The sequence below is a fragment of the Paenibacillus sp. TAB_01 genome, assembly GCF_043945595.1.
In the GTDB taxonomy this organism is placed as follows: domain Bacteria; phylum Bacillota; class Bacilli; order Paenibacillales; family NBRC-103111; genus Paenibacillus_S.
On record NZ_JBIFNP010000001.1, the window covers coordinates 333849 to 360069 of the forward strand.

A 26221-nucleotide genomic window follows, 5' to 3' on the forward strand; every position below is an offset into this window, starting at 1 on the left:
TCCACCATCAATAAGAACAGCCGTCCCAGTAGTAAAACCATTTTTAGCAAGGTATACATAAGTTTCAGCTATGTGTTTCCGGCTTTGCAATCCGTCCAGCAGGGAGCTGTTGTGCAATGCCGTTGAACAGTGCTTGCCTCTGATCATCTGACATTCCAGCATAGATTGGAGTGTCTACAATTCCAGGTGAAACCACGTTTGCCCTAATAGGGGCTAGGTCTACGGAAAGTCCTCGAACCAATCCTTCAATGGCTGAATTGATTGCTGCTAACGTAGTAGCACCTTGAGGAGGACGAACGCCATATACACCAGAGGTTAAGGTGATTGAGCTCTCATTTCTTAAATATGGAAGTGCTGAACGGACAGTAATATATTGCCCCCAGAACTTACTATCAAACGCCTCTTTAGCACTTGCCACAGGCAGTTCGCTAAAGTGCCCCATTGCGCCTTCACCTGCTGCCACAAGGTGGTCAAATTTTCCAACCTTACTGAAAAATTCTGCTACTTTTTCTTCGCTTCGAAAATCGATTTCAATTGCTTCTACACTGTCACCAAGAACTTGTTTTGCTTTTGCTTCATTTAATTTGAAAACAGAACGGCTGGCAATAATCACTTGAGCAGATTGATCTAGAAACGCTTTAGCAGTTGCTAAACCAATACCAGAAGTACCCCCTATAAAACAACTACTCGCTTACCATTTAATGACATAGTAAAACTTAAAACCTTTTTTGTATTGATCATTCATTGTGAAATTTATTTCTAAAACGATACTATTCAGTATCTATTATTCAGCTAATAATTTTAAGGATTCACGATTAAAGGCAGGAATGTCATCCGGAAAACGGCTTGTTACAATATTATTGCTTACCACAACTTCTTCATCATTGTAGTTAGCATCTGCATTTTTGAGATCGTTCCTTATTGATTTGAAACCTGTTATGTCGACGCCTTTTAATAGGTCTGTATCAATTAATACTTGTGGGCCATGGCAAATGGCAAAAACAGGTTTACCTTCTTGTAAACCAAAACGTTCATCTTCACGTAATAAATCAGGAGAGAAGCCGCCAGGGATTAGTAAAGGATCAAAGTCTTGAGGATTAACTTCCCCAATTCCTTTATCTATTTTTACTGTTTGACCTTTTTTACCAGTAATATCGTTTCCAGCCTGTATCGATTGTGATCAATTGATGACCAGCATCTTTAAATGCTTGTGCTGGTTCTGTGAATTCTACATTTTCAAATAAGTCTGTTATTAGTGTAGCGATTTTTTTGCTCATAATGATAAGCCCCTTAAATTTGTAAAAGCATGGTTGGTATTATTCTCATTTAACACAATAAATACAAGTAATCTACCGTGTTTAGTATATGTTACTGCTAGATATATGGGAGTATAAAAACAAATAGTATCGCTCTGTCACATGTTTAATGATGGTGATGTATGTTGGAAGAATTCGTAATGTCAAATCCTGCTTGCGGCACATAGAAATACTTGATCCAAACCCCATCTAAAAACGGTTCCCTTTTATTAAGTAAAACATCAATGCCTTTGTCTGTTTTCACAATCTCATCATGGTCCGTGGGCGTATCAAGTTTTACATCATAATGGGCATGGTCCCCATGGTCCAACGTTATGCGGTTTGAAATACAAATTGCCGTTCGTATGATTTTTTGATTATAGAGAAAGATAAAATCACAAGATTATGATTTCTTTAATAATGGAGAAAACTATGGTTGAAAAATACGACCCTCAAATGAAAAATCATCAAAGGTCCACATGGCTTGATGAATTAAAGCAGAATTTAAACCATATGGATGATGCCGAAGTCGTTGAGCACAGAATGGGTACCAGTGCTTCAGTCCATCTTTTATACATAAAAACGTTAATCGATCAAGAGCGATTAAACGAGGCGATTATTGAGCCACTTCATCGATGTGCCGGCAATTCGCTTTCTTCAAGCATAACCAATGCCAAAGTGTCGGAAATTTTATCGATCGAAGATGCTCAACAAAAAATAATGCAAGGATTTATTCTTCTATACGATTCAGTCAACGATCAATGGTTAGGCGTCCAGCTGGAAAATCCTTTGGGTCGGGCAATTCAATCTTCCCAAACGGAAACTGTTATATTTGGAGCGAAAGACAGCTTCACCGAACAAATCGATATAAACATTACAATGTTGCGCAGGCGTTTGCCTATAACGACATTAAAAACGGAAAGCTTCACTGTCGGTTCACTGAGTAAAACGAAAGTTGTGTTACTGTACATAGACGGATTAATTAATCCGGAATTTGTTTCCCTTGCAAGACAGAAAATTGAAAGTGTGGATTTCGATCAATTTTTAGACTCCTCTCAGCTTGCAGCTTTTATGGAAGATCATCATCATACGGTCTTTCCGCAGTTACTACAAACGGATCGGCCGGATGCCTGCGCCTACGCCTTAGGTGAGGGAAAGCTGACGCTATTGGTCTCCAATTCACCATTTGCCTTAATTGGTCCCATTACTTTTTTTCATCTATTCCAATCTCCGGAAGACTACTTCCTTCGTTGGCCGGTAGCCAGTTTTTTACGTTTAATCCGGTACGGAAGTTTTATTGTTTCTTTGACGATGATTCCTTTTTATGTTGCGTTAACGACATTTCATTACCAAATGGTTCCGCTGCCTATTCTTTTCGTATTATTGGAATCGAGAAGCAAATTGCCCTTTACTCCGTTTACGGAAGGATTTTTCATGATCGTAACGCTGGAAATCATCAAAGAAGCAAGTTTGCGAATGCCGACCAAAACCAGTCAAACGTTAGGGGTTATCGGTGGTATCGTCATTGGGCAAGCGGCTGTAGAAGCAGGCTTTGCAAGTAAAGTATTGATTGTTTTGATGGGAATATCCGCTATTGCTTTCTTTTTAGTTCCCAATTATCAAATGACAAAATCCATGGTGCTGATGCAAGTGCTTCTTCTTATCCTTGCCTCGTTTCTTGGGTTGCCGGGAATCATGATCGGGCTGATCGGGATTCTTGCTCATCTACATGGATTAACGTCATTAGGTCAACCTTTTTTAGCGCCGATTGCTCCTTTTTATGGGAAGGATTGGATCGACCTCTTTATCCGCGGCCCATTAATTTGGATGAAAACGCGTCCGGGTTATCTAAAACCACTACGGAAATGGCGACAGGAGATGAAGAAATGAAGACTATATCCTTATACAATCGAACTTCCACCCTTGGCGGCACCTATTTTCTTTTATTGGTAAATCGCACACAGATGCATTATTTTGTTTTAATCATGCCGGTGTATTTGGTGCATTCGTATATGGTTTGGGGAATTGTCGTCATGGGGCTGCTGTCCCAACTTAATTTGATGATGCTGTCCAAATGGTTTACTTCCAGTTATGCAGCGAAAGGCTATCAAGGATTTCTACAACTGTTCGGAAAACGAACGGTTCAAGTTATCTCCATATTTGGTTTTTTGATCATATTGTTAAAAATTTCAATCATCACACTGGGGTACGTTGAAATGCTCCATAGTTTTATGTATCCATCTATGAATAAAAAGTGGCTGATCCTGGCGATTCTTTTGATCAGCTTATTTGTGGCTTCACATGGAATGGAGAAAACATTGCGTTTTGTCGTCATCGCCTTTCTTTGCGGGGCTTGGATCGCAATCTTGTTTATTCCCTTTTTCTTTTCGCAATCTGCAAATTACCGCGATTTGTATCCTCTCATACCCACCGAATGGTCAGAACAATCATGGCTTGGTTTGTTGTTTATTTGGTCGGCATTATCCGGTCCAGTATACTTGGCCTTTATGGTTCCATGGTTAAGCTCCAATAAAAAAATATTGAAATATCTGGTCATTGGAAATATGTTGACGATCATGGAATATTCATTATTGTTCATTGCTTCGGTATTGTTTTACGGTTCGAACTTCTTAAGCAAGATCAGTTTTCCGGTAGTACATATGGGAGGCTACATTCAAACGAGTGGTTTAGAACGAATCGATTACATCCTTATCTCTTTCCATATGTTTAATTATGTGTTTGACATTTCAATTCTTCTGTTGTGTCTTTATGGGGCCGGAAGAGTCTTTATGAGGAAAATGAACGAACGCACGACTCGGATCGGATTATTGTCGAGTTGGCTCGTTATTTTGATTAGCATCATCTCAATGGATCAATGGTTATGGGAAACGATTCCGGGTCAAAAGATGTTACTGAACACTCAAATCTGGCTCGGCGCATTCATTTATTTACTTGTTCCTACGATCCTTTTCACTGCGGTTAAACGAAAGGAGAGTATGTAGGCATGGTACCCTACAAACACTATGGTTTATTGGCGATTGTAAGCCTTATGTGGATGGCCGGCTGTTCTTCTCCATATGTCGAGAACAGTAGGATCGAAGAGATCGCTCCGGTCGTTTTCTGGACGGTTGACAAGGGGACAGAAGGAAAGTTGAAGATCAGCACTTTAGTACCACCGCTCATCAAAGAAAAAAAACGTTTTCTCTCCAAGGAAGTCGATCTGTTAAAGCAGGGAGGCAAGGAATTTAATTTAATTTATTATCGGGAATTAAAGCAGGGGCAGCTGCGAATGTTATTAATCAATGAGGAGCTGGCAAAAAAAGGAGGCATTGAAAAGCTGGTCAATACGATACTTATTGATCCCGATATTTCAATGCGTGTCTATTTGTTGATTGTCAGAGGCGATTTTGATGAATACATAAAAAATCAATTGACGAAGCAAGAAAACCAAGATTATTTTCTTTATCGGATGTTAAAGCATTACGAGGAGCAGAACCAAGGTGAAATGAGCATCGTCAATATTCATCAATTTATGAAAAAATTATATTCCCCTCTTAAGGATCCGATCCTGCCGGTTTTTTATTCAGATAAGAACAATTTCAGTTATGTAGGGACAGCCTTCTTCCAAAAGGATAAAGAAGTAATGGTCATTCAAGATCTGGACGATGAAATTTTTCAACTTCTGGATAATGATCATTTCCTAAAAATCTTGGCCATTCCAAAGTTATCTATCAGTTTAGGACGTATTCGATCCAATGTTCGCATGAAAGTATCGAGGGACTATTCATCCTTGTCTTTACACGTGGGATTGAACGGAAGAATTGAGGAATACCAGGGAGAAAAGGATATTCAAAGTGAGGAACAGTTGGAACAATTAATTCATGAGATTGAGGTCTACCTTGAGGAACAAACGTCAGATTTATTAAAAAGAATGCAACGGTTGAAAGTGGATCCCTTAGAGATCGGAACACATTCGCTTAAGCCGTTTTCTAAAGGAATAACGGAAGAGCAATGGTCGAAATATTGGGGAAATATGAAAATTAATGTTGACTACGACATCAAAATACATCCTTTAATTAATGTTGAGCGGTTGATGTGATTCCAAACAAGCCAATCGTTCCGAGCCGCTTGAAATAAGCGGTTTTTGTTTGCAAAAAGATTGATGAAAGAGATTTAAAGAGGATATTGTTAATGATGAGTCAAGTGTTAAAGAAGAGAATTACTCGTTCTGTCTGGAATTGCATCTTGACGATGACGATGGCCGCTACTGCGCTAACCATCATTCCCATGCCAAAATCAAGTGCGGCTACACAGGCAACTTATTATATATAACCTTCCGGAAACGATAACAATGCCGGAACCTTATCCGCGCCGTTCAAGACAATCCAAAAGGTTCAAAATATCGTAAAGACCATTCGTGGCAACATGACAGGCGATATCAATGTCTATCTCCGAGGGCACGCGCGAGCAGTCGTCAACCATTGCCTTTACTGAAAACGATGGAGGTACAAACGGTTACTACATTAATTATATGGCTTATGGCAGCGAAAAGCCTGTTATCAGCGGTGGAAAGCGCATCACAGGATGGACACAGGTATCGGGACAAAATTATTATGTTGCGGACGTTCCGTTGTCGGAGGGTTACACAGATTATTTCAGACAGTTATATGTAAACGGTGTCAGAATTTATCGAGCTAGCGGTCCTTGGGTGAAAGGTATCACTTATTACGATAGTCCCTATGCGACCGATACGACAATAGATGGGATCAACTTCTTACCGCAATCAGTCAAGATCTATTCCAACCCTACTGATGTTCGATTACTGCATGTGAATTCGTTCAAAATCGATGAGTGACCTGTCGTTAATGTGGGGGTGAATGGCAACTATCACACAGTTCGGGCCGCACAGCCCCATTCAAATCGGCGGATCGAGGTTATATGTCTCCTACAGACAATTACATGATTGTTAATGCGTTTGAGGAATTGGATACACCAGGAGAATGGTACTTGAACAGAGTTACTCGGAAAATTTATTATTATCCTTACAGCAATGAAAATATGAGTACCGCCGAAGTATATGCACCTGCCATCGCTTCGGATCAATTAGTGAAGTTTGAGGGCAGTTCTACCTCGAACTTGGTACGAAATATCCGGCTTCAGGGAATCACGTTCGAAAACGGTAACTGGTTAATGCCAAAAGATTATTTCATAGGGGCTCCCAGGCGGAAGCCTTGTACCCATCGAATGGTAAAAATTCTAGGTTCACTTACGGCGACCAAGTTCCCGGCAACATTTCACTAAATCACACAAACGGCATCCAATTCATTGGCAATACCATCCGCCATATGGGTGCTTCCGGCATACATTTGTATAACGACGCGTCTAATACTCTGATCCAAGGCTATATATTTACAGTTTATACGCTGGACGGCGGCGCTCAACAGACGGGTAAGAGCGTGAACATTACAGAGGAAGGCAATCATTCGCTCAACTATTGGAGCTTCGATAACGCCGGTAAAGTGGAAGCGGGGCATACGGTATCCGTCAAGATCGACAAGACGTCGCCGGTGAGGACGGCTGCTGTCTCACCTGCTCAGCCGGACGGGCTGAATGGGTGGTATGTGCATGCTGTAACAGTAAGCTTTAAACGTATATGACAATCTCTCGGGTGCGGCTAAGACGGATTACAGCCTGGATGGCGGCAGCACATGGTTGGCCTACACGGCGCCTATTAAGCTCAGTCAGGACGGTAACTATACGGTAAGCTACCGCTCGACGGATAACGCCGGCAATGTGGAAGCGATAAAAGCCATTGGCTTCAATCTGGATGCGACTGCACCGACGATAACAGTATCCGGTTTGGTGTACGGAACGTACAGCGATTCCATGGATATTACACCGATTTTTACGCTCGGCGATAACTTGTCCGGAGTCGACAGCAGCAAGTCGACGGTCACGGTAAGTACGTATGGCGTAAAGCAAACCGTGCAGAAAGGAGCGGCCATTCCGATGTATACGCTGTCGCTTGGGACACACACGCTGATCGTAACGGCAAGCGACCTGGCAGGGAATACGGAAAGCCAAACGGTAATGTTCCAGACAACGACAAGCACCCAATCCCTGCAAGCCTTGGTAACACGCTTTACGAATTCCGGATGGATGCGCCGGCGGTAAAATAGAAAACCTTACCAAGAGGTGGTAACCCCTCACGGTAAGGTTCGCTTGTTTCGCCGAAACATCTTGATTGTAGCTTATTACTTCTGTAAATTCAATATGTATACACTTGATTAGATTAATTGTAGTTGGATACTTGCTGTCTTTATGAATTTCCCTCGATTGATTTAAATATATCCTTCGTAATACGATGAATCATTTTGACATCCTCGATTTTCTTCTCTTTTAAGAATTGATTGTGCGCTTCTAAAACAGAGCTTATTTCAAACTCCTCCGAATTTATATCTACCTCACGATATTCAAATAAGTCCTCAGGTTTCATATTGAGGGCAGTCACTATTTTCTCAAGAGAATCTAATGAGGTGTTCCGTTTTCCTCTTTCTACATCTCCAAGATAAGAAGGTTGAAGACCTGTTGCAAGGCTAAGTTGTTGTAATGTCATGCCCTTGAGATTCCGGATAAAACGAATCCTATCGCCAATGATCATTTTTAATGTGCCCACTTTACTTGCCCCTTTAAATTTAAAATTTATTTTAAAATAAAAACACTATAAGTGAAGTTTATTATTGATTTATTTACTTAAAAGTGTTAATTTATAATTATTATTATTGTTATCAGGAGTGATTGGGATGATTCCTAAAGTAAGGAATGTAGAAACAGTCATTTTGGAAAATCAACTATCTGAGCAATCCGCATTTAAGTTCAAAAGTGTCATTTTTCATAAGTACATACAGTATGTCTTATTACAACAAAATGCATCTTATAGAATCCTGAAAACAACTTATGTAGATAAGGATTTGAAGCTTATCGGACCAAGTTATGAGGAAATCAGTGATCTAACTGAAGATCTTGTCAAGTCGGGCATTAACCTGGAAATGATTTTGCTTGAGCCTGATCTTGAATATTGGGTTGTAGGAATCAGTTTCAACAAGTCAGTAAATCCGTGTCGGATGAATATTGAGTTCAAGCTTTCTGAAAAACCGTTAGATATTCTACCGTATATTGTACAGACAGGAGCAGACCATGTTCTCTTTTCAGAATGAGGTTATCAATTTTATGACTAATGGAAGAGTAACGGTTAGAACATTAGATTACTTGGGTCTGATATCCGCCGGACAATGTGCTATTCCCAATCAATTTTACGAATTAGGTTGGGGAAGGTGGCTTCCTATGCCGAATATAACCTCATTACCCTACATAAGTAACAGCATCGCCTCCAGTTTAAACAAAGAGGGTCTCGTTAAACATCTCGAACAAAAAGTAAAATCAAACACGTTTATCGATTTTTCTATACGAGTTCCTCAGAATTTATCACAAAGTGAGAAAGATGAATATGAACTATTATACGTAAGGGAAACGGAGATCAAACGAAGACTTGAAGCTAATGGTTATCAATACCCTAGCAATATGCAGGAAGTAGTCAACCTATATATCGATCTTGGAGTAGCTTACGAGCTGCAGGATGATCATTATAATGGGTTACTCGATTTAATCATTAGGCCTCTCCCTCATATTGACACCGTCCTTCTCTTAAAATAGTTATTATGAAGAGTGTTTTTTCTCCCAAGCTCTCCATTGCGTACGAAAAGCATCGAGACACTGTAAGAGAAATTCGTATTCGTGCTCATCTATTTTTTCAAGATGATTTTGACCAACCAAGAAGCTGTTAGTTTGATCGATAGTCAATTCATCTTGTGATGTTGTTGAACGAGTGTAAGAATATTTCAATTGTTGTTGTTGAATAAATTCGGAATCCATATTTCTGAATATTTCTAATACAGTAACAACTAGCGTGAACTTATCCTGAAGAGACAGCATTTCTATACCAACTGTACTTAGAATTGATAATGAAAAATGTAAATCGCTAACTTCTAGGTTTACAGGTTGTTCGGGAATGATTTTTTTGAAAAATGTATTTTTGATTTCAGCATTTTTTATCGAAAAAAGTGCTTGTTGAAGAAATTCTTTATTTGAGGACATTTTTATCATATCAAAAGTGTCCTGCAGGAAAAAATCGATCTCCAAGATCGATTTTTTTAATTGTTCTGGGGCTTTTTCCATAAATCCAGCTACGATCAGCTCATCCGGATCCCCTCGAGTAACTTCAGCTAAGGCTACCGAGATAGCATCGTTCGAAGGTAGTTTATGGCCGTTTTTTAATTTACTGATGTAAGAGCGGTCTATAGGAGACCCTCTTTCTGTAAGCTTATTACATATGTCGTTAAGTGATAAGCCAGAAGTTTTTATATATTGCGATAAAATTGTTGAATATCTCATCTCATATTAAAATCCTTCCAAATTTATTTGCTTGTTACTGTTGACTGAGTTGGCAATATGGACTAATTGTACAATCTGTTGACTCAGAAAACAACCGTGTTAGTATGAAATTAATCAGAGGAAAGGGGTTTTTTCATGCTCTATATTGGCGGGTCAGGAGAACACATCTTTTTGGATAAACACGAGAGGGTGATTGAACTTCCAACGTATTATATAAAGAGCCTTGCCAGGAAATCCCGATTCAGTAGCAGCACAATACATCAATATTCGAAGTCACTTAAATATTTTTGCGAATACGTACAGGGGCTGGTAGACAATGGTGACTATTTAGTTGATGAATTGCTTGGCGCTATTGATGGAGATCATATTGATCAATATTTAACTAGATTAAAAGAAGAAGGGATAGGAGCATCAACCATACGAAATCGAGATGTTGCCATTAAAGGGTTCATGGAATGGCTAACTTCAACGGAAGCAGGAAGTGTTCGAGAGGAGAGCGGGTATGTACAGGGGAAGCTTAAGAGTGCGGCTTCCAAAAAGAAAGTCCCTAAGTATTTAACGAAAGAAGAAATTATTCATTTTATTACATGTTTGAATGACGAGAGCCAGCGCTGTTTAGTTCACTTTATGTATGATTGCGGGGTTCGAGTCTCGGAGGTGCCTCGAATTAAAAAAAGTGACATTCCGAATTTGGCGAATTACCCGGAGGATCAAATGTACTTTGATCTGCATATTAGCGGTTCCAAAGGGCGCGGTGGAGAAGAAAAGCCAAGGTACACGCTAATTTCAAGAGCGATGATCCAACGTATTAATCTACTCCATAATAACTGGAAAACGTACATGAAAGCATCGGTAAAGTTGAGGGATACACCCTGCTTCTTAAACACACATGGTAATATTCTTACGGATAATTGCATTAGAACAATGTTTAGAGATGCGGCCATCAGAAATAGACTAGCACCTAGTAAATTCTCTCCACATAAAATTCGCCATAGTTTCGCTGTATCTATACTGAAAAGCGAACATGGCAATGACCGTTTGGAAAAACTGGTGTTAGCTAAAGAAACTCTTGGTCATGAGGATATTAAAACAACAGAGATGTATGTGACCATTCCCTTTCCTGTCCTAGAGAATCTTAGAAATAAGGATGAAGAACAAGGAATTCTATGTCGTTTTGAGGAGTCACAAGAAATATTTGAACGTACTTATAAGCCTCAAAAATTGCATATGGAAAGGCGAGGCAGAATAAAAGCGAGGTGAAATAGGTCGATGAGTATGAGTAATTTAATAACAATGCCAATAAAGTTGCCGCAACCCACTCTTAATGAACCATTCGCGCAAATAAATTATATTTTTGAAAGAGTTGCTGGGACTAAGAGTTCATCAAGACGTAAAAAAATCCTATCAGGATTGAAATGGTACAAAACATTTATATCGGGAACAGCAAATTATGATGAATCCCTGGTTGCTGACCCAAGATTTTACCTCAATAAGCACTGGGATGAGTTCGCGCTAGTCAAATTTGAGGCGTTTCTAAGTGAATCCAACACTCCTTCAAATCCTAACTACATAACGTCTGCAACAGTAAATGGGTTGATTTATTCGATTAAGCAGGTCATGGAGTACGCCATTCATAAAAAACTTACTGCTTCAGATCACCTATTTCCAGTTGCCGTTCCCGAACCGGTTCGAGAAACAACAACCCACGAGGCATACACAGACCAAGAATATGATCAAATTACTTCAGCCATCCAGAATGAATTAACGCAAGTACTAAAGGTTATTGATCAGGAGCCCTATGTCAAAACAGGTAAAGGGCGAGATCCACGGGAAAAACCGCCGCGCAGAAATGGTATGAGTTATCCAGAAGGATGGGGATGGAAGTTTATTGATAACCTTCGATGGTATTTCGAAAACGAAATGAATTGTATCCCAATGTTCGCAACTAAAGCTAATCTTGAAAAGCATCCTCGATTTTTTTCTGCTGTCGCTCAACATTATTCACATATAGGTGGTTTGAAAGGGATCTATGCCTCATTTGGAATTGTTCCTTTTATCAAGGCAGATCTAATTATGCCGTTATTAATTAAACTTGTAGCCGAGACGGGGATGAACCCGGACTCTGTATTGAATCTATCTGTAGATTGCTATGAAGATGAACATCCACTAAGCGGGGTTCCATATCTCAAGTATTACAAAGAAAGAAGTACAGGTGAAAAAGAACTGCATCTCTCATTGTATGATAAAAATACTGAAATCAAAGAACTAAAAATTGAAGAAGCTCGAATTATAAAGCGCACAATTGAACGGATAAAGCAAATTACCAGGAATATTAGAGCAGAGGCTCCACCTCAATTACAGAAAAAATTATTTCTGCATAAGCTTCATGGTAACAGGGATCAAGGCAGGATTAAAGTCCTCGATAATGGAGTAACCTCAGACTGGTGCAAGAGAATGGTTGAGAAATATAATCTGACTAGTTCGGACGGGAGACCACTAAATTTCAACTTAGTGCGTTTTAGACCAACCAGAATTACTAATCTAGTCAGAAGAGGGTATGATTTTTTTGAGATCATGAGCCAAGCGGGACATGCCAGCATTACAACAACGCTCCGTTACTTATCGAAGAGGAATCTTGAACTTGCGGCGAGACGTGAGATTCTTAACGCTCTTGAGACCATACATCAAAACCAAGTATGGGCAAAAGAGAACAAACCTGCGTATAGTGGCAGTGAGGAAAGCGGCCCTCCAAGTAATTGCTCAAATATTTATAAAGGAATCGTGGCAGATTGCAGAAATCCATTTGATCCGCCGGAGCAAGTAAAAAATAGTCCCCAGTATGAACCAAACAAAGCATGTACTCGTCCAATTCATTTTTTTACGAAAATACACTCAGTATTATTGAAAAGATACTCGATCCAGCTAAGAGTGAGTTTGACGCTGCAGATATTGAGGCAGCTGCTGAATCGGCCATATACATGGATGTACTTATTGATCCGGTAACTTACAGACCCGTGAATGAGGAGCTTATATGAAACTAGCTAGATCAGAACTTATAGAATTGGAGCTTGTTGTAAAAGGCGAGCTTATTATTAACCCTAGATATCCTATATCTTCAAAAAGTTTTTTTGAAGAAGAGGTCTGGGATTTTAGAGATAGTACTAGGCAAAGACTGAATTCTGTGCCTGATTTTCAATTAATGTTTGACTGGGGAAAATGGTCACAACGACTAACAAAGGAGATTATTGAAGATTTAAAGATAATGACGTTTTTCTTACTAAAGGTACCCCGAGTTTTCAGTAATACTCAGCGTAGAGGGGGGGCGGGGTATAAAATAAATACTGTGGCAGGGTTAATTACTACGTTAGTACGTTTCTTGGAACATGTACTTAAGGAAAAATGTCTGGATATCATAGGAGTAAGAAGTGAATCGTTTATATCAACACTAGCGGATATTACATTTGAGGATTTGGATGAATCACTAAGTACATTCGAATATGCACAAGGTGGATTAAAACAAGGACTTCTGTTCATATGCAGCCCTGTAAGCAAACAGTATATGAAGTATCCAGTAAAATGGACTCTATCTGACTTGGATAATCTTATGTTTTCTAGAAAAAGAAAGCGAGGGCAATTAGATAACTATTGTGATAAGCCTTTTGACGATAAATTTTTCCGTTTTTTAAGTAACCAAGCGACACACGATGTGTATAGCTTCTTACAAAAGCAGGGTTTAAATAACTATCCAAACTCAAATATTGAAGGATTGTTCGATAGTTGCCCTGATATAGATCAAATGCTGGAGGATTACGTCTCAATTAGAGAAATCGATAAGAAATATTCTTTAACAATCGGAAAAAGAAGACAAGCATCGAACTTTGAGAGGCAAGTCTTTTCGAGGAAATATCAAGTATCTGTGAATGACTTTTCCAAAAAACTTACACGACTTCAACGTGCAGCAACTTATCTGCTCATTCAATATACGGGAGTCAGATACAGTGAAGCTATATCATTTAAGGTTGGTTGCCTTCGATCGTTGGATACTGGACATACAGTGATTATAGGGACACAAAACAAGTTCATACCAAGCAATATTCCAGTAGATAGAGACCAGTGGGTTGCGTGTCCTATCGTAATTGATGCAGTTACTGTTCTAGAGAAGATAACAAGGTTTACATTTAACCAATATTTGGTGTCGAATGTTTTCACAGTGTACCATGAGAAAGACATGAAGCCTATGTCGCTGACAGGCTTAGTCAATGCATTTCAGGATTATGTTAATGAAATCGATACCTTACATCAATTTAGGGACAAATCTCACAAAATGTCACCGCATCGACTAAGGCATACATTGGCACTTCACATGGTTAGGGCGGAACTAGGAATTCCATATATAACTTATCATTTGAAGCATCTACATAGCGCTGTTTCTTCTGTTCAATCAGTAAGTAACGTTACAATAGGTTATGGTGGGATTTCGAAAGAAATTTTGAATAATGCAACAGCTATACGACAAACTCAACGGGATTTAGCCAAATCGCTTTATCATCCCGATTCACCGATTGAAGGTGGAAATAAGGAGAATTTCAAAAGAAGACGTGATGAGTTTTTTCAGGGTATGATGCTCGCTGGTTGGGAGAGAGATGAGATCATTGATCACTTAGCGTCGAATTCATTGCCATTTGCAGATGTAGGGTTGGGTTATTGCGGTGGTAAAAAGGAAATTGTTAAGCCAAGCGGGAGGGTAGAATATCCTCCTTGCGTCGGACAACTTCAGTGTAATCCCAATAAATGTAACAATGCTGTGATTACAATAGAAAAGATCCCCATTTGGAAGAAAGTCCTGGAAGAGAACACAAAAAAACTTCATGATCCTCAAATGCAACATGCAAAAGATGTTCACATGGCGTTTGTTGCTGAAGCAAAATCTGTCTTGGAAGGCTTAGGCGTTGATACAAATGAGGTGAGTATTTGAGTTGTCCAGATTTCATTAAGCAATTACTGAATGAGAATTCAGAGAATGAGTGGAGCGAAAAAGATGACCTCCTAGAGGCTACGGGTAGTCCGTATGACCAGAAGAATCAGACAGACTGGTGGAAACAAAACTGTAAAATCAGAGCCACATTTAAAAAAATTGAGCGTGAAATTAAGCAATTATATAAGGCAGAAGAGAAGATTTCTGTTAGACTTGCAGGTTGGACACATATTGCTGATTTAGCCTGCTGCGATAGAAATACACTCAAACATCCTAGAAGGATTCAATGGACGAACAAGATGCGTGAGCGTCTATTGAAAAAAATTGCTCAGTTAAATAATAGCAACACTGTGAATGAACATGAAGAATCCCAATTAAGAGACAATGACAAAATAGTCTTGCAGAATAATTTAGAGAAGAGCAGAATGGAAGTCGCCAGATGGGTATATAAGGTGAAGGACTTAGAGCATGAGTTAGTGAAGTACAAAAGATTAGCGAATATGCGTGGAAGAACAGTCGAGAGACTAAATAGCATACTAGCTGAGAAGAGTAAAAAAATTGCGGAAATAGAAACCAAGTTACTCATGCTTAAGGAAAAAGAAAATGAGACTAATCTGATTCAGTTCCCTAGAGAGGAGAGTAAGCATATATGAAAGTAGATCTGGGGTGATATAACATGACATTGTTAAATGACACTGAAAAAGTCGCTTTTTTAATTCATGTTCTAAATCGTCATATTGAAAAGCTCCCGAGTGATGATACGATTGCATGTTATCTTGAATCAATCCGTGGCTTTTTAAAAACGAAAGATGCAACGCTTCAAAAAGCGGCTTTTTCTAATAGCGAATTGTTTCTAGACAATATCGCCTGCATGTTAAGAACCCAAATTACTTTCAAACAGGCGATCGGTTCGTTGATTGTTGCATTTGATAAGGTTGGATATGCTGATTCAATGGACGCGGCTGCGATTATTCTTGAGTTTGGGCAACTTCTGGAACAAATGCCAGCGGTAGAGGCAGAAAATATATTTACGGAACGATGGATAACCGGATAGGAACAAGATGTCCTAGCATGTGGGAGGAGTATAGTATTAATTTAACTGGAAAAAATAAAATTTCATTGGCACTGAATAAAGATCGTGTAATAGCCTTAATACAATCACTTGAGCAAGAACCTAGTTTATTGAACAAGGCTATTGTCACTCTCTTGTTGTATACAGGTGTTAGGCTGGATGAACTATTGAGTTTAAAAAGAAAAGATATTGCGAAATGTACGCACTTGATTGCGTTGAGAGTTGTATCCCCAAAGGGAGTAGTACGGATGATTCCTCTTCATACAAATGCAAGCCGAATCCTAAATGATTATCTGAACGGAAGAGATGACTCCAATGAATACCTATTCGTAAAAAACGGAAAAAAAGCTTTAGGACTTCGTCAGCTTCAAGGAATTTTAGCAATGTATCAAGTGAATTCCCAACAACTGAGACAGACATTTGTTTCAGAATTAATAAGGTTGAATTACACGATGTTAGAAATTTCAGGATTAATGTATGGGAATGAAGCTATAGTTAAAAACTTGGACTCGTTATATAATGATATTTATAATAGCATGCACGCCGTAAAGAAATAAACATAAGAGGTGTAGAATGAGAGCGTATTTAGATCTGCTCAGTGATATTTTGGAAAATGGTGTTCGTAAGGAGGATCGAACAGGAACAGGCACCATTTCTGTCTTTGGAAGGCAAGTAAGATTGGATTTGTCGGAAGGATTTCCATTGCTGACAACCAAAAAAATGCATATTAAATCCATTGTTCATGAACTGTTATGGTTCCTGAGTGGTAGCACCAATGTGAAGTATCTTCGTGAGAATGGTGTTACAATCTGGGATGAGTGGGCTGATGAGGACGGTAATCTTGGTCGGGTATACGGGGCTCAGTGGAGAACGTGGCATGCTCCTAACGGAAAAATCATCGATCAAATAACTAATGTCATCAACCAAATCAAAACTAATCCCGATTCCCGAAGGCATTTGGTTAGTGCTTGGAATGTAGCAGAAGTAGATCAGATGGCTTTACCGCCTTGTCACTATGCTTTTCAATTCTATGTAGCTAATGGTCGGCTATCTTGCATGTTTCAAATGAGGTCTGCTGATACTTTCTTAGGGGTCCCATTTAATTTAGCATCTTATGCACTACTGACACATATGGTCGCGCAGCAGTGTGATCTTGAAGTAGGGGACCTGATTTGGACTGGTGGCGACGTGCATATCTATCTTAATCACATTGAACAAGTTAAATTACAATTAACGAGAGAGCCACACCCTTTGCCAAAACTAATTATTAAACGGAAGCCAGAGAGCATCCTTGACTATAAGTTTGATGATTTTGAGTTTGAAGGATATCAATCGCATCCGGGTATTAAAGCTCCTATAGCTATTTAGTAAGAAAAGCAAAATGAGTAAAAGACAGATTTCCATTAGTTTATCGAGACAGAGGTTTGTATTTTATGCAATTAAGCGAAAAACGAAATTAGAAAGGATTACATTTAATCGGCAACTGTGGCGATGGATGAACAAGAGGAGCCCCTTGTTACTAACTAGGGAAAAATTGTAAAAGATCGCATTTCGATAACTACGTTAAGTTTGTGTGCGGCGGTAGTTGTAAGGTTCAGGAATTTCTTGCATAAGTGGTATTAAAGCTATTATAACGTGAAGAACCACAAGTGGAAGCATCTTTTAAATCGCATTTTTTCGGATTTTGAAGGTGCTTTTTGTGTTTGGGGGAAAACGGAAATTATTGTTAAAAGATTTACTTTTCGACATTTGCATTTCGCAGAGATGAGATGGAGATAACGAGCCATAGAATATATAAGCAACGGGTGTTCGTATTTAATGGTAGAAGTATTAAGGGGTTAGGGCTATAATGGAATTGTTTGGTTGGCTCTATATTGAGGAAAGGTGAATGTATTGTGTTTCAAACAGAGGAGGAATTGGTCGAAAGGCTAGTTCAACATTATAAAAATTATTTTACGGTTAGAGAACTTGGAGTTGGGTACGGTATCTCTGATTTGGTAATAGTGAGGAACAAAGCAGACATGCTGCGGTTCATTGAAAATAGAAATGGTGTTCATTTGAAGCATATTGACGAAATCAAGGTTTTTGAATATATCAGAAAGCGAAATGGAGTCGATTTAGACGAACTGATATCCAAACACTACATGTCTAAACCAAAATTGAAATACGCCATTTTAAAGAGCTTGGAAGAAGCAGGAGCATTAATAAAAGAGGATTTCAGATATTTCAGAACGCCCTCATTTAAGTTATTTTCACCCGTTGTTACGGCAATTGAAGCAAAGCTGGAGGATTGGAACAAGGGATTAGCTCAAGCAATCAGATACCAACGTTTTGCTGATAAAACCTACTTGGCTATGGACGAGAAGTATGTTCATAGGGCAGAAAAAAATGAGTTTGTCAAATACAATGTCGGATTGTTGTCGGTTGGTTCCAAGATAAAAGAAATAGTTAAGCCTTTAACTCAGAAACCAACCGACTCCATTATGCGTTACAAGGTAGCGGAAGAAATCATCTCGAAAATGTTATATTAGAACTGAGAGGCATTATTTAGTTTGGCTTTTGAAACCTCTAAAATAACATCTCTCCACGTTTCTAAGTGGGAATGATTAAAGTTTTTAATTCTTATTTCGCGGTTAATATCTTTGATTAATTGAATTGCTGAAGAAGTGCTTTCGCTGAAACTTCTTAAACGTTCGTTTGGCTGTAATGCCGATAGCTTTTCTACTTGTTGGTGCTTTGTAAATAAATGGTGATTTATTGCATTGTTGAATTGGCTGAGCTGTTCAGGATTGACAGAACCATTGCAATACATGCAATTGCATACGCACTTTTTGCCGGCATTAGTGGAGAGAATGTCTTGAAGTATATTCTGGTTGAATAGCCCCATTAAGGATTCAATATAATATCGTCTTACAGCCCCACCAGTTTGTTTTTCCGCTTTATTAAGTAACTCTTCTCGGAAGTTATCGCTTTGACCTAATCCAGTTGCAATTGTATTTGCCCCTAGGGCTAACAGCCCCAATGAAAAATCGTTTATACGAGTCAGAATAATTTCCTTCTTGGTTTCTGCAAGTAGTTTTACGAGATAAGCGTAAGAATAATAATGATTGCTATTTGTAGAATCAAAACTCCCAGAAATTTGTAAATAATAACCGTCTGGATTTGCAGAAGTGATTAGATTTACAAGGTCTTTTAACTTATTCGTATCCTCGTACTGTTCAATATCAAGTGAGATACCATAGTACAGAGGTAACTTAATGCTTGAATCTAACATGTAAGACTTGCTTTCTTTATAAGCGTTGTAATCAACATTAATCCAGCCACTATCGTCTTTATCTAAGAAGTGAAATGGAGACAGCAGAAGGGTTGCACCAAGCTTTATTTGACAATCTAGAACACCTTTAACACGTTGTTGAATTGCGGTTGCAGTTAAGAAATCATTAGGTGTTTCTTTCTTGAATGGATTGATTACATAGGGAAGTTTTTTATAAGTCGGTTTTTGCGTAAAAGCCGAGTAACCTAACATTTGTGTTGACGGATCAATGATCAGTTTCAAATGGCTTTCTTTTGCGAGTGAATTAAAGTTTTTTGGCGAATGCAATACTTGAGGAGCACTAAAAATAGCCCCATTGATATTGTTTTGTTGATGATATTCAACTACAGATTTAGCATCGTTATGAATTGTCATTGGGAGAAATTCTAGGTTGGAATTAAAATAAACAGACGTAATTTTAGTGTAGGTTCTATTTGTTATTCTTCTGTGTCTGTCCAGTCTGACGATAATTTCCTCGTAAGAAATCGACCGTTCAAAAGGCTCTTTTTTCAGTAGAATTTCAACCATTTCAGAAATGTCGATTGGAACGGTGGGGGTCTTTTTCGCTAAAGGTTCTGGAATCTCCATTAGGATTTTTCTAATGGCTTCCAATTGATTACTCATTATAAGCGGTCTCTCACCAGAAATGGCTTCATATAGAATTACAGCGGCAGAGTAAAAATCTGCCCTATAATCAATATCTTTGGCAGAGTTAAGCTGCTCTGGAGGCATATAGGCATAGGTGCCCATCATTTGCCCTGTAACGGTTAATGTACTAGCGTCAATCAGCTTTGAAATACCGAAGTCCAATATTTTAATGTCGAGGTTCTTACTTGTTACCATAATATTTGCAGGCTTCAAATCACGGTGTATGACATTATCCCCGTGGAGGGCATTGATCCCTTGGAATATGTTTTTGGCTAATAAACAAGCATCTTGAATCGATAATTTATTTTTTGCCAAGTATTGTTCTAGGGTTTCACCTCCAGCATACTCCATAACAATGTACCGATATTTTTGAAGTCCGTCACTAATAAAGCCGTCATCTATGTATTTAACCACAAATTGGTTTTCAATCTCTTTCAATACTCTAATTTCACGTTCAATTCTTCTAGATTCTAGAGCTTCTTTATCCATTATGTTTTCTCGTATTAATTTGAGAGCATAATGAGTTCCATTTTTCTCAACTTGATAGGTAATTCCAAAACTGCCTCCGCCTAGATTTCGGATAATGTTGTAACCGTTGATTTCTTGCATGTATCCAACTCCCCCAAAATTAGGTAATTTATCTTATATACATATTGAATCATATTCTGTATGAAAATGGAACCTTTGCGCAGTTTTGTATTCATTAGTGAGTTCAATGATGGCTACAGACCAAAATATTCTATAAAAAACTAACTAACATCGATAATATTGATGTTATCTCGTTTTTAATGCTAAACTATCTGAGGAAAAGGCAAATGCATATTCATCGGAAATTTTTGGTGAGTACAGAGAGTTGAATTGATGAAGGTTGTATTTGCAATATATTCATCAGAATTTTGCTACCGAAAAACTTGCGGGACTGCCGTTTAATCTGGCGTCATACGCGCTGCTGACCCATATGATAGCGCAGCAGTGCGATTTGGATGTCGGTGAGCTGGTTTGAACCGGCGGGGACGTTCACTTGTATTTGAACCATTTGGAGCAGGCGAAGCTGCAGCTGACACGGGAGCCGTTCCCGCTGCCCAAGCTCGTCATTCAGAGAAAGCCTGACTCGATTTTTGATTACAAGTACGAGGATTTCGTGATCGAAGGCTACCAAAGCCACAAAGGCATCAAGGCTCCGATAGCGATCTGATCATGCTGAATATGAGCATGGCGTGAAAAAACACAGCGGCTGCGCAACCTGAACCGGTTTGCGCGGCCGCTGTGTTTATTTGCCCGTATCGGACCAGATATCCGATACGGATACCCCCAGCTCCGCGGCAATCAGCTGTGCCGTAAGCCGCTGCGGCTTTGCGATTTTGCCGTTGCGCAGCTTGGAGATGGTCTGAACCGTAATGCCGGTCGCTTCGGCCAAAGCCTGGGCGGACATGCTTCGCTGGGCCATAACGATTTTCAGCCGGATGGCCGCATTGTCGCTTTCCTCGTAAGGCTTCAGCTCGGTAATGATAAAGCCGTAATTGAACAGTCTGCCCGAGCCGTTGAAAAAGGGGCGGAGGGTGATTTTTAACTCCAGCTCGAGTACATTCGACAGCTTGGTCGTTCTCAGGATCAGCTCCTTTGGCTTGCCCTGCTCGCTAATCTCGGTCAAGGCTTGCTGAACGGCGGGATAATCGAGCTCCGAAATGAAATCAAGCGCCGAGAAAGTCTCATAAGCCATTTTGTGCTCGAGGATGGAATCGAAGTAGGGATCGTACAGCTCAATGACGAGGCTTGGACTGAGAACTCCCGAGACGATGACGGATTGTTTGATAAGCTGGTGCTTGATCCATTTGCGTGTGCAGATAGGTTCGACTATGACCAGCTGGAGATCGCCGCCGGGCAGAGCTAAGGGGTGCAGCTCCAGCTCGATGTGCAGCCGCTGCTTCTTAGGAGTCCAGAAGGCCGCTTCGGTTTTAAAGTACTGCCTTCGGGTTAACAAATTCCGCGTTCGATTTATATGCGAAAGAGGCGTATCGGCCAGCAAGGATAAAGGATCCTGCGACAGCAGCTCCTGTCGGCTGTAGCCGGTCAGCTCCAATAAAGTCTCGTTGCAGTCGGCGAATGACAAGGTACGGTCACCTGTTGTTTGAATGACAGCCATGGCTTTATGATTCAACAGCTGTAGCAAGGTTTGCAGGGCGGCCTGCGAATCTTGTACGGACACTTCTATCGTGTTTGCCCCTCTCTCTACAATCTTTTTTTACAATAGAAAATTATCCTACGAACGAGGAAGGAAAGCAAGATGATAAACATTGGCAGGGGCGGAAGTTAATTTATTAACCTCTTGTGAAAAAAGGCACGCACAAGGATGAAATAGCGAAGCAGTATCGGTCCGAATCGGTCTCTTTGGGCTTCAGCAGGCTTTATGCAAAGGGAGGCTGCGTTTTATAATAAGATGATTCCGAGTTAATTCCTGAGCTTATCGGAACTTATCAACTACGAAAAAAGGAGCTTGGAGTATGAAAGTGTGTACTGTCGAAGGATGTCCTCGCCCCGTCAAGGCGAGAGGATTATGCTCGACCCACCATCAAAGAATGCTTCGTAACGGGCCCCTCATATTATAAGAAAAAAGATGAAAAAAGAGCCGAAACAGTGCCAATGGGTCAACTGCCAGGGGCATTCGGTTTCCAAAGGATACTGTTCGAGGCATTACTATGTATACCGGACTTCGATCCTGCGTCAGGCTGAAGAGAGCGTAAGAGCATAAGAATGCAATCCGGGATCCGGGGTTTAAACGCTGCGAAAAGCTCCATTGCCGCTCTTCGAGGTCGTATGCTATCATGTAATGAAAAACGCGGACTCCCAAGCGTGCAGGAAAGGTGAGCGGCTAGCATGATTTCATTTATATTGGCTATGGACGAGAACAGAGGCATCGGCATTGACAATAAACTGCCTTGGCGATTGCCTGAAGACATGGCCTTTTTTCGCAGAACGACCAGCGGGCATACCGTCATTATGGGAAGAAAAACGTTCGAATCAATCGGCAGACCCCTGCCCAAAAGACATAATGTTATTGTAACCGGAAATCCTTCCTTCCTTGCGGAAGGCTGTGAAATCGTACATACCCTCGACGAAATCGTCGCCAGGTATGGCGGACTCGAGAAGGAGGAGCTGTTTGTGATCGGCGGTGCCGAGGTGTACAGGCAGCTGCTTCCTTACGCAGACAGGCTGTATATTACGGAGATTGCTCACCGCTTTGAAGCGGATGCTTTTTTTGAGCCGCTGGACTTGTCGCAGTGGAAGGAAGTTTCGCGGAACCGGGGGCCGAAAAATGCGGATAATCCGTATGACTACGATTTCGTACTTTATGAAAGACAGCCGGCCTCGGTGCCGCAGCATTAAATTCACGGCAATCCGGAAGAATGAACTCTTTTGTTTTGGAGCACCTTAACAGGGAATCCCGACAAGAGAGGAAGAACATGCATGACTGATGTCAATCAACATCAAATGCCGCTGGAGCACGTAATCGATAATGCGGAAAAGGCGATCCAGGTCGCGAAGGATGCCGAAATGGCTGTCCGTCACGCTCAATTGGAGTCCAACCCGCAAAAGTTTGCGAGCGCGGTTGCGCAGCTGCAGACGGCGCAGCGTACCTTGGAGCAGGCGCAAAGCCAGCTTAGCGCGCATGATACGGAATCCGTTCACCAGCAGCTTCAGCAGGTGCAGGATCAATTAACCCAAGCGATCCAGAGCGCGGATATCGTAAACGGCAATACGGAGCAGCCCAAGCAGGTCCGATAGGTGAATCGCATCGCAAGGAAGCCGGCCCCGGTCTATCGAATTTTCGATGGCCGGGGCTTTTTGACGCTAACGCAGCTTTTTCGCGTTAACAAGCCGAAAAAATCGTTTAATAAATAGCATCCCTATCCTCAACCCTTGCGCCGGAGCATAATAATGCAAGGAAGGAGCGGATAACATGATGGAGCATTCAAATAAAACGGGATTAAAAGGACAGATCGCGGTAGTTACGGGAGCAAGCCGTCCTGCGGGAATCGGCACGGCTATTTGCAGAGCTTTGGCCCAAGCGGGGGCCGACGTTTTGTTTACCCACTGGAAGGCATATGACCGGACCATGGAGTGGGGAGCGGAGGAGGCATGGCCCACGCAGCTTGCGGGCGAGCTTCGCGCCTTGGGCGTACGTGCGGAGGAGCTGGAGTGCGATTTATCCCGGCCCGAGGGCCCTCAGGAAGTGATGGACGCGGTGGAGAAGAGGCTGGGCTCCGCTTCGATTCTTGTGAACAATGCCGCTTACTCTACGAGAGACGGCTATGCCCGTCTGGACGCCGCTACCCTGGATACGCATTATGCCGTCAATGTCCGGGGCACCTGCCTGCTGAGCGTCGAATTTGCCCGCCGACGCGGCGCGCAGGGCGGACGCATCATCCATATGGTCTCCGGCCAGGATCAGGGCCCGATGCCGGAGGAACTGGCCTATGCGGCCACCAAAGGCGCGGTTTCCGCCTTTACGGTGACCCTGGCAGCAGAGCTCGCCGGACTGGGCATTACGGTCAATGCTGTCGATCCCGGGCCAACGGATACCGGATGGATGACCGGCAGCCTCAAGCGGGAGCTGCTGCCCCGGTTTCCGCGCGGCCGCATCGGGACGCCCGAAGACGCGGCGCGGCTGGTGGCGTTCCTTGCCAGCAGGGAAGCCGAATGGATTACAGGCCAAATCATCCATTCCGAAGGCGGCTTCCGAAATTAAGAGAGAAAGGCTGCTCTGCAGCCGGTCTATAGTCACGAGTTGGACAAAGTTGTCGGAACATCGCGAATTTTAACCTATTTGTCATCTTTTTGTAAAATGATACGTATATAATCGTAATTATCTGTTTTTCTACAAAAAGGAAACGAGGATTTTACGATGCGTAAAGTAAAGCACAAGAAGCCAAGAATGTTCTTGAAAATCGCCTTATCCTGTCTCTTTCTCGTTGTCGTGGCTATAGGCTTGTACGCGTACGCTTTATATAAGCAAACGAATATTGCAATCGAAAAAATAGGCACGGACGAGCCTGTAACCGAGGTGGAGGCGGCGGCCGTAAAGACGAAGCCGCTTACCGTGCTGCTGCTCGGCATCGACCATCGGGAAGATACGGGCAGCCTGAACTCGGACGTAATTATGGTCGTAACCGTGAATCCGACGACTCAGTCGGCCACCGTCGTTTCCCTCCCGCGGGATATGCAGCTGGCTCCGAAAGGGCTTCCGTCGCGTAAAGCGAACTATTACTATCCATACTTTTATAATACGGACCGCGATCATGCCTATGAGGACACCAAGAAGGTATTCAGCGACTATCTGGATGTGCCCATCGATTATGTGGTCACGGTTGATTTTGACGGCTTCAGACAGACGGTCGACATTCTCGGGGGACTTACTGTCAATGTCGATATGGATATGAGATATGTCGATGACGAGGATGGAACGAACATCAACTTGAAGAAGGGCGTCGCTACGCTGAACGGCAAGCAGGTGCTCGATTTTGTCCGCTACCGCAAGTCGAACAGAGGCACGGAGGAGTCCAGCGACCTGGAACGCAACCAAAGGCAGCAGCAGGTGCTGAACGAGCTGTTGAATACTTTGAAAAGCACGGGCGGCATCACGAAGCTGACGCAAATTATTCAAGCGGTCGGCGACCATATGCGCACCGATGTGCCGTCCTCCCAAATCCGGGAGCTGATCGGAACGTATTTCATGATGAAGCCCTCCAATGTGGAATACATTCATCTGAACGGGGATTGGGTGAGCCCTTACATCATCGTCAAGGATGAGGACGTTGATAAGGCGCGCGATGCCTTAAAGCTGCAGCGCGGCGAATCCGCGGATGAATTTGTATCTTCTTACGAAGAAGACGAGGATGAAGATAAAGCCGAGAGCGGCGAAACTGCCACCTCCAGCCGTCAGGTCTACAGCAACAGCAGCTCTAGCAGCAGCGGCTCTAAGAGCAGCAACAGCAGCAATAACAGCAGCAATAAGTCCGGCACGAACAGCGTCAAGACGAAAGAACCCGATACTAAGCCTAAAGGAAGCGATACGTCCACGAAGACGGTGACCCAAACGACTTACAGCTCGCCGGATAAGACCGTGGAACAGCGCAGCTCAACTCCAGGCAAAACGTTAACTCCATAATTCAAGTAACGATTACAGGCCGCCTTTGATGAAAGGGCGGCTTTTTGCGATGATCTCTATTAAAATAAATACCCCCGCTCTACCAGGTAAGATGGAACGAGGGTTCAAATGTGTGATGTCATGGCTGTCTGTGTGTGAGTCATGAAGCTATGAATTATACGGCTTGACAGAGCTGATAAGCGACGATAAGAACAAAAGTTAGCAGTGCGGCACCGGTAACATAAGAAATTTTTCTGGCAGGATGATTGGCACTCATGGCAGCTCTCCCTCTCTTGGTTTAGCGCGATTCCGGGCTGTTCCG

27 protein-coding genes and 2 pseudogenes are annotated in these 26221 nt (G+C 41.6%); 22 read left to right on the plus strand and 7 right to left on the minus strand.

Annotation, left to right across the window (positions count from 1 at the left end):
- Window positions 1-64: 64 nt before the first annotated feature.
- From ACHHV8_RS01610 to ACHHV8_RS01620, 3 genes and pseudogenes are all read right to left on the minus strand, one after another.
- Window positions 65-676, minus strand: a complete 612-nt coding sequence (locus ACHHV8_RS01610) for an SDR family oxidoreductase (protein WP_395163394.1) — start codon at window positions 674-676, stop codon at window positions 65-67.
- Between the two features lie 108 nt (window positions 677-784).
- Window positions 785-1277, minus strand: a pseudogene (locus tag ACHHV8_RS01615) (type 1 glutamine amidotransferase domain-containing protein).
- 145 nt (window positions 1278-1422) lie between these two features.
- A complete protein-coding gene (locus tag ACHHV8_RS01620) occupies window positions 1423-1665 on the minus strand; it encodes an iron-sulfur cluster assembly accessory protein (protein ID WP_395163395.1) in 243 nt (80 codons plus the stop codon).
- A 62-nt stretch (window positions 1666-1727) separates the two neighbouring features.
- On the opposite strand from ACHHV8_RS01620, the gene ACHHV8_RS01625 reads away from it, so the two are divergent.
- From ACHHV8_RS01625 to ACHHV8_RS01655, 7 genes are all read left to right on the plus strand, one after another.
- Window positions 1728-3185, plus strand: a complete 1458-nt coding sequence (locus ACHHV8_RS01625) for a spore germination protein (RefSeq protein ID WP_395156180.1) — start codon at window positions 1728-1730, stop codon at window positions 3183-3185.
- Window positions 3182-4297, plus strand: coding sequence for a GerAB/ArcD/ProY family transporter (locus ACHHV8_RS01630; RefSeq protein ID WP_395156182.1), 1116 nt, complete (start codon window positions 3182-3184; stop codon window positions 4295-4297). Before ACHHV8_RS01625 ends, ACHHV8_RS01630 begins: the two co-directional genes overlap by 4 nt.
- 2 nt (window positions 4298-4299) lie before the next feature.
- Complete coding sequence (locus ACHHV8_RS01635) at window positions 4300-5394, plus strand: Ger(x)C family spore germination protein (protein ID WP_395156184.1); 1095 nt, start codon at window positions 4300-4302, stop codon at window positions 5392-5394.
- 342 nt (window positions 5395-5736) lie between these two features.
- Window positions 5737-6150, plus strand: coding sequence for a hypothetical protein (locus tag ACHHV8_RS01640; RefSeq protein ID WP_395156186.1), 414 nt, complete (start codon window positions 5737-5739; stop codon window positions 6148-6150).
- 104 nt (window positions 6151-6254) lie between these two features.
- Window positions 6255-6596 (plus strand): hypothetical protein, encoded by a 342-nt coding sequence (locus tag ACHHV8_RS01645; protein ID WP_395163396.1) that lies wholly within the window; start codon window positions 6255-6257, stop codon window positions 6594-6596.
- Entirely contained in the window at window positions 6527-6952 is a 426-nt protein-coding gene (locus ACHHV8_RS01650) for a hypothetical protein (RefSeq protein ID WP_395156188.1), read from the plus strand. Before ACHHV8_RS01645 ends, ACHHV8_RS01650 begins: the two co-directional genes overlap by 70 nt.
- 55 nt (window positions 6953-7007) lie before the next feature.
- Window positions 7008-7469, plus strand: a complete 462-nt coding sequence (locus ACHHV8_RS01655) for an OmpL47-type beta-barrel domain-containing protein (RefSeq protein WP_395156190.1) — start codon at window positions 7008-7010, stop codon at window positions 7467-7469.
- 145 nt (window positions 7470-7614) lie between these two features.
- Here ACHHV8_RS01655 and ACHHV8_RS01660 read toward each other — a convergent pair whose 3' ends face one another.
- Entirely contained in the window at window positions 7615-7971 is a 357-nt protein-coding gene (locus ACHHV8_RS01660) for a helix-turn-helix domain-containing protein (protein WP_395156192.1), read from the minus strand.
- A gap of 127 nt (window positions 7972-8098) precedes the next feature.
- Between ACHHV8_RS01660 and ACHHV8_RS01665 the strand changes: the two genes are divergently transcribed.
- Together ACHHV8_RS01665 and ACHHV8_RS01670 are read left to right on the plus strand one after the other, a co-directional pair.
- Entirely contained in the window at window positions 8099-8512 is a 414-nt protein-coding gene (locus tag ACHHV8_RS01665; RefSeq protein ID WP_395156194.1) for a hypothetical protein, read from the plus strand.
- The gene (locus ACHHV8_RS01670) at window positions 8493-9008 is read left to right on the plus strand and encodes a DUF6042 family protein (protein WP_395156196.1); all 516 of its coding nucleotides are present in this window, start codon (window positions 8493-8495) and stop codon (window positions 9006-9008) included. The genes ACHHV8_RS01665 and ACHHV8_RS01670 overlap by 20 nt, the downstream gene beginning before the upstream one ends.
- A 3-nt stretch (window positions 9009-9011) precedes the next feature.
- Here ACHHV8_RS01670 and ACHHV8_RS01675 read toward each other — a convergent pair whose 3' ends face one another.
- Complete coding sequence (locus ACHHV8_RS01675; protein ID WP_395156198.1) at window positions 9012-9746, minus strand: hypothetical protein; 735 nt, start codon at window positions 9744-9746, stop codon at window positions 9012-9014.
- 171 nt (window positions 9747-9917) lie between these two features.
- Between ACHHV8_RS01675 and ACHHV8_RS01680 the strand changes: the two genes are divergently transcribed.
- The 8 genes from ACHHV8_RS01680 (at window position 9918) to ACHHV8_RS01715 (ending at window position 18324) form a co-directional block, all read left to right on the plus strand.
- Window positions 9918-11006 (plus strand): tyrosine-type recombinase/integrase, encoded by a 1089-nt coding sequence (locus ACHHV8_RS01680; protein ID WP_395156200.1) that lies wholly within the window; start codon window positions 9918-9920, stop codon window positions 11004-11006.
- Window positions 11007-11015: 9 nt separating this feature from the next.
- A complete protein-coding gene (locus ACHHV8_RS01685; protein WP_395156202.1) occupies window positions 11016-12749 on the plus strand; it encodes a site-specific integrase in 1734 nt (577 codons plus the stop codon).
- Between the two features lie 28 nt (window positions 12750-12777).
- Window positions 12778-14721, plus strand: a complete 1944-nt coding sequence (locus ACHHV8_RS01690) for a site-specific integrase (protein WP_395156204.1) — start codon at window positions 12778-12780, stop codon at window positions 14719-14721.
- Window positions 14718-15374, plus strand: a complete 657-nt coding sequence (locus tag ACHHV8_RS01695) for a hypothetical protein (RefSeq protein WP_395156206.1) — start codon at window positions 14718-14720, stop codon at window positions 15372-15374. The genes ACHHV8_RS01690 and ACHHV8_RS01695 overlap by 4 nt, the downstream gene beginning before the upstream one ends.
- Window positions 15375-15397: 23 nt before the next feature.
- A complete protein-coding gene (locus ACHHV8_RS01700; protein WP_395156208.1) occupies window positions 15398-15775 on the plus strand; it encodes a hypothetical protein in 378 nt (125 codons plus the stop codon).
- 17 nt (window positions 15776-15792) lie between these two features.
- The gene (locus tag ACHHV8_RS01705) at window positions 15793-16350 is read left to right on the plus strand and encodes a tyrosine-type recombinase/integrase (RefSeq protein ID WP_395156210.1); all 558 of its coding nucleotides are present in this window, start codon (window positions 15793-15795) and stop codon (window positions 16348-16350) included.
- A 16-nt stretch (window positions 16351-16366) separates the two neighbouring features.
- Entirely contained in the window at window positions 16367-17161 is a 795-nt protein-coding gene (gene thyA, locus ACHHV8_RS01710) for a thymidylate synthase (RefSeq protein ID WP_395156212.1), read from the plus strand.
- A 527-nt stretch (window positions 17162-17688) separates the two neighbouring features.
- Window positions 17689-18324 (plus strand): hypothetical protein, encoded by a 636-nt coding sequence (locus ACHHV8_RS01715; protein ID WP_395156214.1) that lies wholly within the window; start codon window positions 17689-17691, stop codon window positions 18322-18324.
- Here the strand turns inward: ACHHV8_RS01715 and ACHHV8_RS01720 are convergent.
- A complete protein-coding gene (locus tag ACHHV8_RS01720; protein ID WP_395156216.1) occupies window positions 18321-20363 on the minus strand; it encodes a serine/threonine protein kinase in 2043 nt (680 codons plus the stop codon). The two genes, ACHHV8_RS01715 and ACHHV8_RS01720, sit on opposite strands and share 4 nt — an antisense overlap.
- A gap of 304 nt (window positions 20364-20667) precedes the next feature.
- Between ACHHV8_RS01720 and thyA (ACHHV8_RS01725) the strand changes: the two are divergent.
- Window positions 20668-20949 (plus strand): annotated as a pseudogene (gene thyA / locus ACHHV8_RS01725) (thymidylate synthase); the annotation flags it as partial.
- Window positions 20950-21024: 75 nt separating this feature from the next.
- Here thyA (ACHHV8_RS01725) and ACHHV8_RS01730 read toward each other — a convergent pair.
- Window positions 21025-21960, minus strand: a complete 936-nt coding sequence (locus tag ACHHV8_RS01730) for a helix-turn-helix domain-containing protein (RefSeq protein WP_395156218.1) — start codon at window positions 21958-21960, stop codon at window positions 21025-21027.
- A 668-nt stretch (window positions 21961-22628) separates the two neighbouring features.
- Here ACHHV8_RS01730 and ACHHV8_RS01735 point away from each other — a divergent pair.
- The 4 genes from ACHHV8_RS01735 to ACHHV8_RS01750 all read left to right on the plus strand — a co-directional run bounded on the left by ACHHV8_RS01735 (window position 22629) and on the right by ACHHV8_RS01750 (window position 25920).
- The gene (locus ACHHV8_RS01735; protein WP_395156220.1) at window positions 22629-23138 is read left to right on the plus strand and encodes a dihydrofolate reductase; all 510 of its coding nucleotides are present in this window, start codon (window positions 22629-22631) and stop codon (window positions 23136-23138) included.
- An 81-nt stretch (window positions 23139-23219) separates the two neighbouring features.
- Window positions 23220-23537 carry a hypothetical protein gene (locus ACHHV8_RS01740; protein ID WP_395156222.1) on the plus strand — a complete coding sequence of 106 codons (318 nt, stop codon included), beginning with the start codon at window positions 23220-23222 and terminating at the stop codon, window positions 23535-23537.
- A gap of 175 nt (window positions 23538-23712) precedes the next feature.
- The gene (locus tag ACHHV8_RS01745; protein WP_395156224.1) at window positions 23713-24501 is read left to right on the plus strand and encodes an SDR family oxidoreductase; all 789 of its coding nucleotides are present in this window, start codon (window positions 23713-23715) and stop codon (window positions 24499-24501) included.
- Between the two features lie 156 nt (window positions 24502-24657).
- On the plus strand, window positions 24658-25920 hold the full coding sequence (locus ACHHV8_RS01750) for an LCP family protein (protein WP_395156226.1): 1263 nt from the start codon (window positions 24658-24660) through the stop codon (window positions 25918-25920).
- Window positions 25921-26221 lie beyond the last annotated feature (301 nt).